Annotated in this window: 18 protein-coding genes; all 18 read left to right on the forward strand. The window is 65.2% G+C overall.

Annotated features, from left to right (window positions below; genetic code table 11):
• Window positions 1–12 precede the first annotated feature (12 nt).
• The 18 genes from NJG22_RS12265 (at window position 13) to NJG22_RS12350 (ending at window position 15207) form a co-directional block, all read left to right on the forward strand.
• Window positions 13–195, forward strand: coding sequence for a hypothetical protein (locus NJG22_RS12265; protein ID WP_253094825.1), 183 nt, complete (start codon window positions 13–15; stop codon window positions 193–195).
• A gap of 83 nt (window positions 196–278) precedes the next feature.
• Window positions 279–770, forward strand: coding sequence for a phage tail tube protein (locus tag NJG22_RS12270; RefSeq protein WP_217849495.1), 492 nt, complete (start codon window positions 279–281; stop codon window positions 768–770).
• A gap of 14 nt (window positions 771–784) precedes the next feature.
• Window positions 785–1135, forward strand: a complete 351-nt coding sequence (locus NJG22_RS12275) for a phage tail assembly chaperone family protein, TAC (protein WP_253094827.1) — start codon at window positions 785–787, stop codon at window positions 1133–1135.
• Window positions 1136–1164: 29 nt separating this feature from the next.
• Window positions 1165–1419: a hypothetical protein gene (locus NJG22_RS12280; RefSeq protein ID WP_217849491.1), complete on the forward strand. Its 255-nt coding sequence runs from the start codon at window positions 1165–1167 to the stop codon at window positions 1417–1419.
• Window positions 1420–1485: 66 nt separating this feature from the next.
• A complete protein-coding gene (locus NJG22_RS12285; protein WP_253094830.1) occupies window positions 1486–2751 on the forward strand; it encodes a phage tail tape measure protein in 1266 nt (421 codons plus the stop codon).
• Window positions 2752–2767: 16 nt separating this feature from the next.
• Entirely contained in the window at window positions 2768–3100 is a 333-nt protein-coding gene (locus tag NJG22_RS12290; RefSeq protein ID WP_253094832.1) for a phage tail protein, read from the forward strand.
• Between the two features lie 15 nt (window positions 3101–3115).
• On the forward strand, window positions 3116–3862 hold the full coding sequence (locus NJG22_RS12295) for a phage minor tail protein L (RefSeq protein WP_253094834.1): 747 nt from the start codon (window positions 3116–3118) through the stop codon (window positions 3860–3862).
• 3 nt (window positions 3863–3865) lie between these two features.
• Window positions 3866–4630: a C40 family peptidase gene (locus NJG22_RS12300; protein WP_253094836.1), complete on the forward strand. Its 765-nt coding sequence runs from the start codon at window positions 3866–3868 to the stop codon at window positions 4628–4630.
• A gap of 40 nt (window positions 4631–4670) precedes the next feature.
• Window positions 4671–5261, forward strand: coding sequence for a tail assembly protein (locus NJG22_RS12305; protein WP_217849482.1), 591 nt, complete (start codon window positions 4671–4673; stop codon window positions 5259–5261).
• Window positions 5262–5325: 64 nt separating this feature from the next.
• Entirely contained in the window at window positions 5326–5940 is a 615-nt protein-coding gene (locus NJG22_RS12310; protein ID WP_253094838.1) for a tail assembly protein, read from the forward strand.
• Window positions 5941–6044: 104 nt separating this feature from the next.
• Entirely contained in the window at window positions 6045–10382 is a 4338-nt protein-coding gene (locus tag NJG22_RS12315) for a phage tail protein (RefSeq protein ID WP_253094840.1), read from the forward strand.
• Between the two features lie 3 nt (window positions 10383–10385).
• A complete protein-coding gene (locus NJG22_RS12320; protein ID WP_253094842.1) occupies window positions 10386–10721 on the forward strand; it encodes a hypothetical protein in 336 nt (111 codons plus the stop codon).
• Entirely contained in the window at window positions 10721–11398 is a 678-nt protein-coding gene (locus NJG22_RS12325; protein ID WP_253094844.1) for a hypothetical protein, read from the forward strand. The genes NJG22_RS12320 and NJG22_RS12325 overlap by 1 nt, the downstream gene beginning before the upstream one ends.
• Window positions 11399–11478: 80 nt before the next feature.
• The gene (locus NJG22_RS12330) at window positions 11479–12090 is read left to right on the forward strand and encodes a hypothetical protein (RefSeq protein ID WP_253094846.1); all 612 of its coding nucleotides are present in this window, start codon (window positions 11479–11481) and stop codon (window positions 12088–12090) included.
• A 1-nt stretch (window position 12091) separates the two neighbouring features.
• Window positions 12092–12634: a tail fiber assembly protein gene (locus tag NJG22_RS12335; RefSeq protein ID WP_253094848.1), complete on the forward strand. Its 543-nt coding sequence runs from the start codon at window positions 12092–12094 to the stop codon at window positions 12632–12634.
• Window positions 12635–12663: 29 nt separating this feature from the next.
• Window positions 12664–13161 (forward strand): hypothetical protein, encoded by a 498-nt coding sequence (locus NJG22_RS12340; protein WP_253094850.1) that lies wholly within the window; start codon window positions 12664–12666, stop codon window positions 13159–13161.
• Entirely contained in the window at window positions 13158–13715 is a 558-nt protein-coding gene (locus NJG22_RS12345; RefSeq protein ID WP_253094852.1) for a phage baseplate assembly protein V, read from the forward strand. Before NJG22_RS12340 ends, NJG22_RS12345 begins: the two co-directional genes overlap by 4 nt.
• Window positions 13716–13986: 271 nt before the next feature.
• The gene (locus tag NJG22_RS12350) at window positions 13987–15207 is read left to right on the forward strand and encodes a pyocin knob domain-containing protein (RefSeq protein ID WP_253094854.1); all 1221 of its coding nucleotides are present in this window, start codon (window positions 13987–13989) and stop codon (window positions 15205–15207) included.
• Window positions 15208–15212 lie beyond the last annotated feature (5 nt).

The following is a 15212-nucleotide window of genomic DNA, read 5'->3' on the forward strand; positions in this document are numbered from 1 at the left end:
CAAGGAGCACCTATGAACGAAGCGCAACTCGACGAACTGCTGGCCGCGCTGCGTAACCAGGCCTCGGTGCAGACCGCGCTGGGGCAGTCGATCGAACGACTGGCGATGAGCAACGAGCAACTGGTGGCTTATCTGAAGAGCCGTGAACCGGACCCGGATGCCCCGCCCTACCTCGACGGCTCCAAGCCAGCCTGAACTTTTTCCACCTTTCACCTGCAGCACACGACCGTCCGGGATTCCCCGTGGCGGCTTTCATCATGTTCAAGGAGAACACCCCTATGTCGATTCTTACCCAAGGCACCCAGATCTATGCACTGGTTCCACCGGTCTCCGGCACCGGCCCGCTCAGCGTGCTGGAAGTCGATCACGTGACCTCGTTCGAACCAGGCGGCGCCCCCGCCGAGCAGATCGAGGACACCACCCTCGATGCCGCGGAGCGCACCTACAAGAAAGGCCTGCGCACCCCAGGCACCGCTACCCTCGGCCTCAATGCCGACCCGACCAACGCCAGCCACATCCGCCTGCACCAGCTGTCCGAAGCCAAGGGCAACACCACCGTCAAGTGGGTGGTGGGCTGGTCCGACGGCAAGGGCGTGGCGCCAACCGTCAACAGCAAGGGCGATGGTTTCGAGCTGCCGGCCACCCGTACCTGGTTCGCCTTCGAAGGTTATGTGGCCGACTTCCCGTTCAATTTCGCCCTCAACGCGGTGGTTACCACTTCGGTGAGCATCCAGCGCACCGGCGGCTCCACCTGGGCGAAAAAGGCCTGAGCCCGGAGAACTGAATGAACATCAATCAACTCAAGGCCCTGGGTGGCATCGTCGACGAGCAGCGCGTGCGCAAGGAAATCGTCTGGAACCGGCCTGACCCACAGACTGGCGCCATGCTTGCCCAGACCCTGGTGGTGCACGTGCGCCGCCATTCGTTCGGGGTGATCGAGCGCCTGTTCGCCGAACAGGCTTCGTCCCACAGCCGCAACGCCCATTACCTGGCCGCCTCGGTCAGCCTGGGCGAGGACGGCGAGGAGCCGCTGAGCGTCGAGGATGCCTTCAACCTCGAGCCGTCGCTGGGCTTCGTGCTGCTCAATGCCATCAACGAAGTCAACGGCACCGGTAACACCCCGGCAAAGAACTGACGGCCGCCGATGAGTTCTGGCACGAGCTGGTGCTCAACGGTATCGGCGGCCGCACGATCAGCGAAGCCAAGGAGCGGCTGAGCTACGCAGAGGCCAGGGACTGGGCGCAATACATCCAGCGCCATGGCTCATTGCACGGCGGTCGCCGGCTGGAGGCCAGCATCGCCATGTTGGCGCTGCAGGCCAACCATCAGGCCGGCGGCAGCGCCGAGTTGATCGATTTCATGCCTCACCAGCGGCGCCAGGGGGTGTCGCTCGAGAGTGCCATGCAGCAGTGGTGCTGATGACCGGCACCACCTTCTTCACGAAACCCGCCATGGCGGGTTTCACAATGATCAGGGAGTAGGCCCATGGCAACCAACCTTGCCAGTTTCAGCCCGACGATCGACCTCTCCAGCCTCGAACGGGCACTGTCCAGGGCTTCGGCCCTCAGTGACCGCACCCTGCGCGAGATGCAGAAGAACGTCGAGGCTTTCAACCAGAAGTACCTCAAGAGTGTGGGCGCCGTCGCCGACTCGAGCCTGGATATCTCGAGGAAGGCGTTGGATCGTTTCCAGTCCGCCTACACGCCGCCGAGCTGGCAGCAGGCTGTGCAGAACGCCCCCGAGCGGCCTTATGGCGAGGCGTTGCGCCAGCAACACGCCAGTGCCGAGCTGGAAGTGGCGAAGATGAGCATGAGCAAGCGCCAGGGCGGGCTGGCTGACCAGCTGTTCAAGGTGGACGAAGGCTACTACGCCGAACGGGCCCAGTTCGAACAGGCCAACCCGTTGGGCGCCGCAGGCCCCGATGGCGCCAGTTACCAGCAGCAGCTGGAGGACATGCGCACCCGGCATGCCGACATGACCAACCAGGTGCTCAACGACTACGACATGATGAGCCAGGCGCGCGGCGACTGGATGGTCGGCGCATCCGCAGCCTGGGAGGAGTACCTGGAGACCTCCAGCAACGTCGCGGCGCAGTCGCAAGCCGTCTTTGCCAGTGTCTTCGAGCGCATGGGCACGGCCGTGCAGACCTTTGCCACCACCGGCAAGCTGTCGTTCTCCGACTTTGCCAAGTCGGTGATCGCCGACATGGCCGCGCTGGCTGCCAAGACCGCCGCCTCCAAGGCGCTGAGCAGCTTGCTCGGGTTCGGCATGAACCTGGTTGGCTCGTGGTTCAGCGGGGGGGCCACGCCAGCTGCCAGCAGCATGACCGTGGGCGGTAGCACCACCACCTTCACCCCGCAGCTCAACGCTTCGGGTATTTCCTATGGCGGCTCCGCCTTCGCCAAGGGGGGCGCCTTCACCAACGGTGTCGCGAGCACGCCGACCCTGGCGCCGATGGCGCTGTTCGGCGAAGCCGGCCCCGAGGCGATCATGCCGCTGACCCGCGGCGCCGACGGCGCCTTGGGCGTTCGCGCACTCGGTGGCGGTGGTGCTGCCAGCCACAGCAGCGAAGTGGTCATCCAGCAGACTATCAACGTGGCCGCCGGCGACGGCAATGCCGCTGCGGGCGATGGCAATGCCCAGCGCCTGGCCAATGCCTATGCCGGTGCCGCCCGCCAGGGCGCCAGCGAACAGATCTCTCGTGAGCTGAGGCCCGGCGGGCAGATCTGGTCGGCCATTCACGGTCGCTGATCAAGGAGAACATCACATGGAAACCTTTACCTGGAGCCCCAGGACCGAACCGACCGGCACCGTGGAATACCGCGTGCGCACGGTGCAGTTCGGCGACGGCTACCAACAGGCGGTGGCCGATGGCATCAACAACCGCAGCCAGTCCTGGCCGTTGGTGTTCATTGGCGACGACACCAAGATCCGCGCGATCGCCGAGTTTCTCGACCGCCATGCCGGCAGCCGAGCCTTCCGCTGGACCGCGCCCCTGGGCAAGCCGGGCCTGTATCGCTGCAAAGGCTATCAGCCCACCGCCAAGGGGGGCGGCCTTTACAGCATCAGCGCGACGTTCGAGCAGGCCTTTCATCCATGACCGAGGAGAGCAGCCATGGCGCTGATCAATGACATCCAGAAACTCGAACCGGGCGCGGAAATCGTGCTGTTCGAGATCGACGGCAGCGAGTTCGGCGCCGATACCCTGCGCTTTCATGGTCATGCCATCGCCCACGATCCGGAGACGGTCGCCGCGGCTGGCGCGGCCGAACTGCCGGCCCGCTCGATCTGGTGGCAGGGCAGCGAGTATGCCGCCTGGCCGGTGCAGGTCGATGGTATCGGTGCCAACAGCAACGGCCGGGCCACCCGGCCGAAGTTCACCGCCGGCAATGTCGATGGCCGGGTCACTGCCTTGTGCCTGGCCTTCGAGGACCTGCTCAAGTTCAAGCTGACCGTGCGCCAGACCCTGGGGCAGTACCTGGATGCGCGCAACTTCGCCGCCGGCAACAACCAGGCCGACCCAACCCAGGAAGCCCTGGAAATCTGGTTCCTCGACCAGAAGACCCAGGAAGACGACGAGCACGTGCAGTGGGAGCTGTCGTCCCCCGGCGAGATCGACAGCCATGGCTTGCCCGGCCGGCAGATGACCGCCTATTGCCATTGGGCGATGACCAATGGCTACCGTGGTCCGAACTGCGGCTACACCGGCAGCTTGCGCTTTGACGATGAGGATCGTCCCACCGATGACCCGGCCAAGGATCGCTGCAAGGGGGGCTTGCGCTCGTGCAAGCTGCGCTTCGGTGAGGCGGCCGAGTTGCCGCATGGCGGTTTCCCCGCCGTTTCGCTGATCGCCCGGAACTGAACCATGGCACCGGACCTGCTCGACGCTATCCGCTGCCATGCCGCCCAGGACTACCCCCGCGAAGCCTGTGGGTTGGTCATCGAGCGGGCAGGGCGGCTTGACTACCAGCGCTGTCGCAACACGGCCAGCGAACCCGACGAAGAGTTCCGCATCGATCCGCACGACTACGCGGCGGCGGAAGACCTCGGGGAAATTGTCGCGGTGGTGCACTCGCACCCGGACGCCAGCAGCCGGCCTTCCCCCCGTGACCTGGCCATGTGCGAGGCCACGGGGTTGCCCTGGCATATCCTGTCCTGGCCGGAAGGTGACCTGCGCACGATCCTGCCCCAGGGGCAAACGCCATTGCTGGGGCGCCCGTTCGTGCATGGCCTGTGGGATTGCTGGCAGGTGTGCGCCGACTGGTACCTGCGCGAATGGGGGCTGAGCTTCCCGCGCTATGCCCGGGAAGACGGCTGGTGGGAGGATGCCCAGGGCCCCAGCCTGTACGAGCAGGCCTACGCCGATGCTGGTTTTACCGTGGTGGACAGCCCGCAACGTGGCGACATGCTGGTCATGGCCATTGGGCGTACCGCGCACCCCAACCATGCCGGGATTTTTCTGGGCAGTGATCCGCGCCTGCCAGGTGAGCCATGGACGCCCACCGGCGCTGGCCCGTTCCTGCTGCACCATCTGTACGGGCGCCCCAGCGAAGTGATCGTGTTCGGTGGACCGTGGCTGGACCGTACGCGGCTGGTGTTGCGCCACCGCGATGCCGATGGCCGCCAATGAGCGGCCTTCGTTTCAAGCAGATTCGCACAGGAGGCCCTCGATGGCTGTATCCGTGATCAATGCGCCGGCCCTGACCACCATCAAGTTGTCCGGTGTGCTGGCGCGCAAGTTTGGCCGCGAACACCGGCGGCGCCTGGACAGCGGCCAGGCATGGGAAGTGTTTCGGGCCTTGCGCAACACCTTGGAGGGTTTCGAGCAGGAGATTCGTCGGCTCGACCGTCTGGGCATGCGCTTCGCGATTTTCCGCAATCGTCGCAACGTCGACAGCGATGCCTTTGCCCTGGGGGGCACCAAGGAGCTGCGTATCGTCCCGGTGCTGGCCGGCAGCAAGCGTGGCGGCATCCTGCAGACCATCGTCGGCGCGGTGATGATCGTCGGCGGGCTGTATTTCGGACAAACCTGGGCGGTGCAGATGGGCGCCGGCCTCATGGCGGGGGGCGTGATGCAGATGCTCAGCCCGCAGCCCAAGGGCCTCAAGCTCAGCGCCAGCCCTTCGAACACCCCGGGCTATGCCTTCGGCAGCGCCCGCAACACCGTCACCACCGGTCTGCCGGTGCCGCTGTGCATCGGCAAGCGGCGCTGGGGCGGGGCGATCGTCAGCGCGGCCATCTACGCCGAGGACCGCCTGTGAGGGCGGGGTGCCACCTGGTCAATACGGCTGCCCTGGGCAGCCGTCTTACGCACAAGGAGTTGCAATGTCAGCAGCCACCCTTCAATCGCCGCTGACCCGTATCAGGCTTGGCGGCCAATTACGCCAGTTCGGCAAGACCTTCGAGCTGGCGGTGAACACACCGCGTGAGGCGATCAAGGCCTTGTGCGTGCTGGTACCTGGTTTCGAACGGTTTCTGGCCAATGCCCGCTCACGCGGCCTGGAGTTTGCCGTGTTCAACGACCGGCGCAATGTCGGCGAGGCGGAGCTCGGCTTCCAGGCCCGGGAGGAGATCCGCATCGTCCCCGTGGTCGCCGGCAGCAAGCGCGCCGGTACCCTGCAAACCATCGTCGGCATCGTGATGATCGCTGCTGCCGCCTTCTATAGCGGTGGCGTCGGTGCAGCCTTCGCCTCGGAAGGGACGGCCGGTTTCGTCGCCCACATGGGCGCGGCCATGGCCCTGGGTGGCGTCATGCAGCTGCTCAGCCCGCAGCCCAAGGGCTTGAGCATGAGCCAGGCGCCGGAAAACACCCCCGGCTATGCCTTTGGCGCCGCGCGCAACACCACGGCATCCGGCAACCCGGTGCCCTTGTGCGTGGGCAAGCGGCGCTGGGGTGGCGCCATCATCAGCGCCGCCATCTATGCCGAGGACCGGCTCTGACCGCCCGGGACCCAACGCCAGGTACAGGGCCATAGCCGGCCTGCATCCCCGGCCCCATTCAGCCAACCGCCTCGGAGGCGGTTTTTTTACGCCTGGAGGAACACATGGGCGAAACCAACAGACCTGTGATCATCGGTCGCAAAGGTGGTCAGAAGAAGCCCAAGACGCCGGTCGAGGCGCCGGACAGCCTGCGTTCCATCGCGGTAGCCAAGATGTTGCTGGCGATTGGCGAGGGAGAATTCGCCGGCACGCCGAGCGCCCGTGACATCTACCTCGACGGCACGCCGTTGATGGACGACCAGGGCAACTACAACTTCCCAGGCGTCAAGTGGGAGTGGCGCACCGGTTCGGTCGAGCAGCCGCATATCCCGGGCATCCCGTCGGTGGACAACGAGATCAGCCAGGGTATCGAGCTACGCAGCGACAAGCCCTGGGTGCATGCCATCAGTGACACCCGCCTGTCGGCGGTGCGCCTGCGCTTTGCCTGGCCGGCGCTGCAGGCCATGGACAGCGCCGGCAACATCAACGGGCACCGTATCGAGTACGTGGTCGAGGTGGCCACCGACGGCGGCGCCTACCAGCAAGTGCTCAAGGACGCGGTACACGGCAAGACCACCAGCACCTACGAGCGTACCCGACGCATCGACCTGCCCAAGGCCGCGAGCGGCTGGACCCTGCGCGTGCGCAGGCTGACGCCGAACCAGAACAACAACAAGGTCGCCGACACCATGCAGCTCGCCGGCCTGACCGAGGTGATCGACGCCAAGCTGCGTTACCCCAACACCGCGTTGCTGTACATCGAGTTCTCCGCCGAGCAGTTCCGCAACATTCCTGCCGTGACCGTGGAATGTCGAGGCCGCAAGTGGCCGGTGCCGAGCAACTACGACCCGGACACCCGCGCCTATATCGGCGTGTGGGACGGTACCTTCAAGGAAGCCTGGACCGACAACCCGGCCTGGGTCACCTACGGTATCTGCACCAACGACCGTTTCGGCCTGGGCCGCCGGATCAAGCCATGGATGGTCGACAAGTGGGAGCTGTACCGCATCGCCCAGTACTGCGACCAGTTGGTCCCCGACGGCAAGGGCGGCCAGGAAGCGCGTTTCATCTGCAACCTCAACCTGCAGAGCAAGGCCGAGGCCTGGTCGCTGTTGCGCGACATCGCCGGGATCTACCGCGGCATGACCTACTGGGCACAGGGGCAGTTGTACAGCCTGGCGGACATGCCACGGGCCACCGATTTCGACTTCGCCTACACCCGTGCCAATGTCATCGGCGGCAAGTTCAGCTATTCCAGTGGCTCGGAACGCAGCCGCTACAGCCGCGCCCTGATCAGCTACGACAACCCGCTGAACAGCTATGACACCGACGTCACGGTGGTCACCGACGAGAAGTTGCAGCGCCGTTATGGCGATAACCCACTGGAAATCAGCGCCATCGGCTGTACCCGCGAATCCGAGGCGCAGCGCCGTGGCAAGTGGGCGTTGGCGACCAACGCCCGTGACCGGGGCATCAGTTTCCGGGTCGGCATGGACGGGCGCATCCCGTTGCCCGGCTTCGTCATTCCGGTGGCCGACGAGCTGTTGGCCGGGCGTGCCATCGGTGGTCGGATTGCCGCGGCCAGCGGCCGTCAGGTCACCCTCGACCGTGATACCCAGGCGAAAGTGGGGGATCGGCTGATCCTCAACCTGCCCGACGGCACCTGCGAGGCACGTACGGTAGAGACGGTCGCGGGTCGTCGCCTGACCCTGACCTCGGCCTACAGCGTCGCCCCCGAGGCGGAGCTGGTCTGGGCGCTGGACGCGCCGGACCTGAGCGTGCCGCTGTACCGGGTGACCAGCGTGTCGCGCCCCGAGCCTGGGGTGTACGAGATCAGCGCGGTGCAGTACGAGCCGAGCAAGTTCGCCCATATCGACAGCGGTGCCCGCCTGGAAGAACGGCCTGTCAGCGTCACGCCGATCAACCTGGTGCCACCACCGGCCAGTGTCAGCCTCAGCAGCAACCATGCCGTCAGCCAAGGCCTGGCGGTCAGCACCTTGACCATCACCTGGCCGGCCGTGGCGGGCGCGGTGGCCTATGAAGTGGAGTGGCGCAAGGACGATGGCAACTGGATCAGCCTGCCGCGCAGCGGTGCCACCAGCGTTGACGTCACCGGGATCTATGCCGGCGACTACCTGGCACGGGTGCGCTCGATCAGCGTCGGCGAGATCACCTCGATCTGGAAACTGTCCGAACTGACCCCGCTCAAGGGCAAGCTCGGCACGCCTGCGGCGGTGGCTCAGCTACTGGCCACCAGCAAGGTGTTCGCCGTCGGCCTGAGCTGGCAATTCCCCGAGGGCACAGGCGATACCCAGCGCACGGAAATCTGGTATGGCACCAGCGCCAACCGCGTCGATGCCAGGAAGCTCGGCGACTTTGCCTACCCGCAGGCCGAGCATGAGCTTCAGGGCCTGGCCGCCGGTGCGCAACTGTTCTTCTGGGCACGCCTGGTGGACCGCAGTGGCAACGTCGGCAAATGGTATCCGGACGGCATCGGCGTACGCGGCCAATCGAGTGCCGAGCAGAGCGATTATGACCGCTACTTTTCCGGCAAGATCAGCGAGTCGGCCCTGGGCAAGCACCTGTTCGACCGTATCGAGCTGATCGACGGCGCCGGCAATGGCTCGGTGAACCAGCGCCTGCAAAGCTTGAACAGCGATGTGCAGTCGCGCCTGGACGATGTCGCCCGCGCCGCCAACGCATTGAACTACGACCCGGCCAAGGCCTATGCCCTCGGCGATCTGGTACGTCAGGCCCAGGGCCTGTACCAGGCACTCAAGGCGGTGCCGGTCAAGACGCCGCCGCCCAATGCCGGCTACTGGCTGGATGTGGGCCAGGTGGTCAAGGACAGCAACGGCCTGGCGGCACGGATGAGCAAGGCGGAAAGCCAGATCACCGCCGCCGAGGGTATCAACACGGTGCAGAACACCCAGCTCACCGGGTTGCAGAGCGCGCTGTCGGGCAAGGCCGATGCCGCTGCCGTGACCACCCTGAGCAACAAGGTCAGCGAGGCCCAGGGCAAGCTCGACAGCCAGGCTTCGGCGATTACTGGCCTCAAGGCCGCGCTGGGCCAGCAGCCGGACAACCTGGTGATCAAGGGCGATTTCGAGGACGGCGACAGCCAGCCCTGGACCTTCGATGCCAAGCTTTACCCAGCGCCTGCGGTGGTGGTGCCGGCGAACCTGGGCGGTACCCGCTATGGCAAGGCCATCGCTTTCTATGGCAACAGCTTCTGTGGCACGGGCAACAATATCCTCTGCAGCTCGGACGAGCAGTTCGACCTCGCAGCCGAGGTCAGTGCCGATGAAATGGCCAGCGGCCAGACCGCGCAATTGCAGATGCAGTTCTATGACAAGGACAACAAGAACCTGGGCTATCTGGCTGCCTTCAGCTTCCCGGCCGCCACTGCCCAGGGCTTTCGCAAGCTTGGCGGGCGGGTCAAGGCTCCAGCTGGCGCGGTCAAGGGGCGTATCCTCGTGCGCACCGAGCCGGCCAACGGTAGCGGCCGCTCGCTGTGGTGCAACATCGTCGCCCGGCGGGTCACCCAGGCCGACAATGCCAATGCCAGCGCCATCAGCGAGCTGGGCGCGACGGTCAGCCAGCAAGGCCGGACCCTGGTCGCCCAGGGATCGTCCATCACCGACCTGACCAGTCGCGTCGGCGATGTGGCGGGCCAGGCGGCGGGGCAGGCCAAGGCCATCACCACCTTGCAGACCCAGGCGACCCAGCTCGACGGCAAGGTCACCGCCCAAGGCACCCGCCTGGACGGCATCTACGCCCAGGTCAACCCGCCATTGGCGGGGAGCGGCAGCGACCTGGCGGGCTCCACCCAGACCTTCGTCGGCGTGTGGTCCGAGCAGTCGGCGCGCATCGAGGATGGCCTGGCCATGGCGCGCAAGCTGGACACCGTGCAGGTGCAGCAAGGCCAGACCAACGCCTCGGTGCAGCAGATCAGCCAGGTACAAGCCGGGCTCGACAAGAAGTTGTCGACGATGTGGTCGGTGAAGATGGAGGTGACCAACGACGGTCAGTACGTGGCGGCGGGGGTGTCCTTGGGCATCGAGGACAAGCAGAGCCAGTTCCTGGTGCGCGCCGACAGGTTCTCGGTGGTCGGCACCCAGGCGGGCGGCAAGCTGTTCACGCCATTTTCGGTGAGCAACGGCCAGGTATTCATGAACGCCGCGTTGATCCAGGACGGCGCCATCAGCAGTGCCAAGATCGGCAATGTGATCCAGTCGAACAACTATGTGCCCGGCCGCACCGGATGGCGTTTGGACAAGAGCGGCGCGTTCGAGATCAACGGCTCGGTGGATGGCCAGGGGCGCCTGGTGATCACCAACCAACTGATCCAGATCTTCGACGCCAACAACACCTTGCGTGTGCGCATGGGCATCTGGGGGTGATGGATGAAGCTCGGTTTGCAAACCTGGAATGAAGACGCGAGCCCGAACCTGGATACCAGCAACCGCCTGGGCACCCTGCTCGGCTCGGTGGTGACCGGGACCCGCGCAGGCAGCCTGATCGTGCCTGAGCTGATGCGTGGCGAGCCGTTCTACTTCTTTCACCCTGACGCGTTGCCGTCGCGACCTCCGAACTATCAGCTGCCCTACGAGCTGATCTATCCGGTGGTCAAGCTGCAAGGGCAAACGCTCAGCTGGAGCTTCCCGGCGTTTCGCTACACCGGTGCCTATGCCCAGTACGGCTACAGCGTCTCGGTAGAAATCATCTATGGAGTGTTTTGATGGGCCTGGAAGTCTTTGCCGAGGGCAATCACATTCAACTGACGGGCAATAACCCGGTGCTCAGCCTGGTACACAAGCGCACCATCGCGCTGGTCGAGGGGTTCGATCCGTTCAACCGCTCGCTGATGGCCGGCGCCGATGTGACCTTGCCCGCCCACGGCGTGCTGTTGCTGGGGGATACCCAGGGCCAGTACATCTCGGTGGAGTACGGGCTGGGGCACAAGGATGTGGTTCGGTTCGCCTGCTTCAACCCCACGGTCATCACGATCTACGTGTTTGCCAAGGCGCCGATCATGCCCAGCCAGTGGGGGCTGCAGAGTTACTCGGCGAGCGGTGAACTGCTATATGACTCCAGCCACAAGACCTTGCGCATCGCCTATGCCGGGCCGGTGACCAAGGCCGGGATGGATTTCCCGGTGGTGCCTGGCAACACCTATGCCGCCGGCTTGGCCTATTACCGCCGTTATTACCTGGCCCCGCCATTCCACACCACGACCTTCGTCCAGCGCGACATGATCTGTGTCGACCACGGCAGGGTCAGCCTGGGGCGGCGCTTGGCGGTCATCGAGGACAGGAACTGGTCCGACGAAATGTTCCTCGAGCCCAATGCCAGCATGCCTGACCCTGAGCCCGGCCCCATGGCGCCGCTGATCATCGCGAGCGTTTCCGGTTACTGACGCTCGTGCCTGCGCGGCAACCTTCCACCCTCCCGTAGCGCCAGCCAGCGGCTGGCGCACGGCCCAGCATGGAGATACACATGGCCAAACAGACCATCAACCTCGGCACCGCACCCGGCGGTGCCGGCGGCGACACCCAGCGCTCCGCCTGGGTCAAGGCTGTCGCCAATTTCGACGAACTCTATCAAGCCGACGCCAACCTGCAGACCAGCAAGGCTGCGGCAGGCAACAACGCCGATATCAAGGCGCTGACCGGGCTTGTCACACCCCTGACCCTCGCCCAGGGTGGCACTGGCGGCAAGAGCGCCGTCGAGGCTCGCGCAGCATTGGGCCTGGGGACTGCCGCGACGCGCAACGTTGGGCTTGCGGCAGGCAACGTGCTGGAGGTCGGCGCGTTCGGGGTCGGCGGCAAGTCGTCCCCCTACAGCGATTCGATCAACCGCATGGAAGGTGGATTTTCCCTGATCACGCCGAACACCCAGTACGTCGGGGCCACGGGCATCGCCTATGGCTCGGTGCTCACGGTGCCCTACAGCGAGACCGAGTTCCGCGGCGCGCAGCTGTTCTTCGGACAGTCTCCCGAAGCTCGCCTGGTGCTGCGTTCGGGCAGCTTCGCCACGGCCACCTTCAACGTCATCTACCACACCGGCAACACCACCCGTGCCGCCGACGGTACCCTCAAGGCGATCTGATATGACCCGAGCCGCAATCAACCTCAATGGGCCGACCGGCGAAGTCATCGACGTGACCTCGCTGGGGCGCAACGCGATCAGCAGCCACAAGGCGGGCATCGGTGAGTACCGGGTGCAAGGCACCCTGGGCATGGCGCCGCCACCGGAAGGCTGGGGGTATGTCATCAACCCGCTGGATGCAGGTGTCGAGGTGCGCATCCGGCATGTCGCGCCAGCGCTGGAAATCAGTATCAGCCGCGACGGTGTCGCGGTCGACCTGCAGCACAGCCTGACCTTGCACGTGGCCGTCGAGCCGCTGCCGCCCGAGCCGCTGCCCGAGCCCCGTCCCGACCCGCTGGCCGCCGCCCTGCGCGAGATCGCCGAGCGGCGCGCCCAGGCCGACCAGGTCATTGCCCCGCTGCAGGATGCGGTTGACCTGGAGGAGGCCAGCGTTCAGGAACTGGACAACCTCAGGGCCTGGAAGCGCTACCGCGTGGCGCTCAACCGCCTGCCCGACCAGGACGGTTTTCCTGAAACCCTCGAGTGGCCATCCGCACCGCAATGATCGCCGCTTGCCTGCATGAGGAATCGCCGATGAGCGAACTCTCCACACTCACCGCGACACTGACGGCCAGGGTGCGCGAAGCGCTGCCGGCGCTGGCCTCGGTCGACAGCCATGACCACGCCGACACTTCGCCCGCGCTGCCCGCATTGCGCCACGGCATCTTGCGCATGACTGCCGACGGCGCGCCGCGCGATGGCCGCTCGGTACTGCTTGCCACCTTCGAGGCCGACATCACCCCGGACCCGACCCAGCCCGAGGCGCGGTTGCAGGGCAGCGAACTGGCCGCGCAGCTGATGGACCTGCTGCGTCAGCAACTGTGGGGGCTGGACTTCGTCGAAGCCTGCCGCAATGTCCAGGCGCAGTACGACGGCCCCGGCTGGAAGGTGCGCTGGGAACAGCCAATCCTGTTCGGCGAGCCGCGCTGGGACTGGTCCGACCAGCCGCCTGGCAGCCTGATGCTGGGGCTCGATCCAGATACCGGCCCGGGCAAGCAGCAGGCCTACTGGGCGCCGGAGGACCTGGCATGAGCTACGCCACGGCGATGCATGACCGCATGCTGGCGTGCCTGGTGATTCCATGCTCGGTGGTGGCGGTGGACCTGGCCGCGGCACGGGTGCGGGTAAGCGACGGCGACTGGACCAGCGCCTGGTTGCGCTGGCACAGCCAGGCCGCCGGCAAGGCCCGCCACTGGCGGGCACCGAGCCTGGGCGAGCAGGGTGTGCTGATCAGCCCCAGCGGCGAGCCGGCACAAGGGACCTTCGTGCCTGGCCTGTATGGCAATGCCGGCAGCGCACCGGATGACCGTGACCATGTGGAAGTCTGGCGTTTCGCCGACGGCGGTTCGCTGAGCTATGACTGGCAGGCCGGGCGCTATGACATCCAGCTGCCCACGGGCAACGCGCGTGTCCAGGTCGGCGCCAGCACCCTGTTGGTCAGCGACGATGCGATCAGCCTTGAGGCCAGTGCCATCACCCTGACCGGCAAGGTCACGGTCAACGGCCCGCTGTTGGTCAGCGGCGACATCAATGGCGGCGGGCGGATCATCGACACCGCCGGCAACACCGCCAATCACAAGCATTGACCATTGGCCAGACTGGCGGGGTGGTACAGCCAGGCATCACGTCTATGACGTGTACTGATGTCGGCAGGGCTACAGGTCCTGAGCGGCAAGGCCACGCTCCAGATTGGGGCGGTCCGGATGTGGCACGGCCAGTGCCAGACCCCCGCGCCTATCTGATCAGCAACAAACTCATCACCGTCTTTGCAAGGCCAGGATCGGGCAGTAACCAGGGTTAGGTTGCGGCTTACACCAACGGATTGGTTCTGGACGTAACAGAATACTAAGAGGTCATATGCCACTCGATTCAATCAAGCTGGGAACCCCTCCCAGCGGCGCGGACGGTGACGTTCTGCGCACCGCGTTCATGCGGATCAACAACAACTTCAAGATGATGGACGACATGGGGCTGACCGCGCCCATTTCGCCTACCCGGGACGTTTCCGACCTCAACCAGGCGACCAGCCCAGGTTGGTACAGTGCCCTGAGTGGAACAACGGCTCACCTTCCGCCAGGGATTACCTACCCAGTGGTGTGTGTCGCGCAGACAGCCGTAGGGTTCATTGTCCAGATCGCACTGGATCCGATGACTGGCAAGTCGGCAAGCCGAGGCTTCAATGCCAATATCCAGGCCTGGAGCGATTGGCGCTCAACCCCGGCTGCATCCGACTTTGGCACCGCGGCTTTCGCGGCCCTGACCACATCCACCGGCGACTCCACCGCTGGCCGGGTATTGAAAGTCGGAGACTTCGCCATCGGTGGTTTCACCCCTGGCGTGGTCGAGGGTGATATCAACGCGCTGCGCTCCACCGGTGATTACTACGTCGAGGGCAAGAGCCTTGGCGTGCTGCCGTTCAATACCAACGGTTATCTGCGTGTGTGCTCGGTGGCGGGCAGTTACTCCATGCAGTCGTTCACCGCCTACAACGACAGTAGCCTCTACCAGCGAATGCTGATCAATGGCACCTGGACGGGGTGGTATGAGAAGTGTGCACCGACCACTGGGCTGAGTGTTTCCAGCAACCTGAACTTCGAATACAACCGGGACTGTCAGTTTATCGATACCACGGTCAACCGACCCGCTTTCATTGCCTATGGCGTAGTGCGCACCATGTGGCGTGCGGCCAACAGTGAATGCGTGCAGGTTGCCTGGTCGGTCACCAATGAACTGACGGCCATCCGCCGGGTACTAGGCGGAGTTTGGACGGCATGGGTCAATACCACGCCGATGGGGACCGTGGGGCAGGGCTGGCAAGCGACCGCCCGGGCACTCAATACCTCGTATGTGAACGACAGCGGGCGGCCCATCCAGGCCAAGGCATTGGTCGGTCCTGCCACTCAGGTCAACTCGTACCTGCAGTGGGTCGTCAATGGCGTCACCCTCACCGGGTCCTATAGCGGCGCAGCAGGCCAGTACATCGACACTGGCGCGATCATTGTCCCGGCGGGCGCGGCGTATGGTTTGTTCGTCGGCAACAACCCGGGGCCGCTCAACAGCTGGGTGGAAATGCGATGACAGGA

This window comes from Pseudomonas sp. VA159-2 (assembly GCF_024126635.1).
Lineage (GTDB): Bacteria > Pseudomonadota > Gammaproteobacteria > Pseudomonadales > Pseudomonadaceae > Aquipseudomonas > Aquipseudomonas muyukensis.

Coding starts and splice junctions, on each gene's coding strand:
- NJG22_RS12270 (WP_217849495.1), top strand. CDS start 279: ATGTCGATTCTTACCCAAGGCACCCAGATCTATGCACTGGTTCCACCG.
- NJG22_RS12310 (WP_253094838.1), top strand. CDS start 5,326: ATGTCAGCAGCCACCCTTCAATCGCCGCTGACCCGTATCAGGCTTGGC.
- NJG22_RS12350 (WP_253094854.1), top strand. CDS start 13,987: ATGCCACTCGATTCAATCAAGCTGGGAACCCCTCCCAGCGGCGCGGAC.
- NJG22_RS12285 (WP_253094830.1), top strand. CDS start 1,486: ATGGCAACCAACCTTGCCAGTTTCAGCCCGACGATCGACCTCTCCAGC.
- NJG22_RS12300 (WP_253094836.1), top strand. CDS start 3,866: ATGGCACCGGACCTGCTCGACGCTATCCGCTGCCATGCCGCCCAGGAC.
- NJG22_RS12315 (WP_253094840.1), top strand. CDS start 6,045: ATGGGCGAAACCAACAGACCTGTGATCATCGGTCGCAAAGGTGGTCAG.
- NJG22_RS12335 (WP_253094848.1), top strand. CDS start 12,092: ATGACCCGAGCCGCAATCAACCTCAATGGGCCGACCGGCGAAGTCATC.
- NJG22_RS12325 (WP_253094844.1), top strand. CDS start 10,721: ATGGGCCTGGAAGTCTTTGCCGAGGGCAATCACATTCAACTGACGGGC.
- NJG22_RS12345 (WP_253094852.1), top strand. CDS start 13,158: ATGAGCTACGCCACGGCGATGCATGACCGCATGCTGGCGTGCCTGGTG.
- NJG22_RS12305 (WP_217849482.1), top strand. CDS start 4,671: ATGGCTGTATCCGTGATCAATGCGCCGGCCCTGACCACCATCAAGTTG.
- NJG22_RS12340 (WP_253094850.1), top strand. CDS start 12,664: ATGAGCGAACTCTCCACACTCACCGCGACACTGACGGCCAGGGTGCGC.
- NJG22_RS12275 (WP_253094827.1), top strand. CDS start 785: ATGAACATCAATCAACTCAAGGCCCTGGGTGGCATCGTCGACGAGCAG.
- NJG22_RS12265 (WP_253094825.1), top strand. CDS start 13: ATGAACGAAGCGCAACTCGACGAACTGCTGGCCGCGCTGCGTAACCAG.
- NJG22_RS12330 (WP_253094846.1), top strand. CDS start 11,479: ATGGCCAAACAGACCATCAACCTCGGCACCGCACCCGGCGGTGCCGGC.
- NJG22_RS12320 (WP_253094842.1), top strand. CDS start 10,386: ATGAAGCTCGGTTTGCAAACCTGGAATGAAGACGCGAGCCCGAACCTG.
- NJG22_RS12295 (WP_253094834.1), top strand. CDS start 3,116: ATGGCGCTGATCAATGACATCCAGAAACTCGAACCGGGCGCGGAAATC.
- NJG22_RS12290 (WP_253094832.1), top strand. CDS start 2,768: ATGGAAACCTTTACCTGGAGCCCCAGGACCGAACCGACCGGCACCGTG.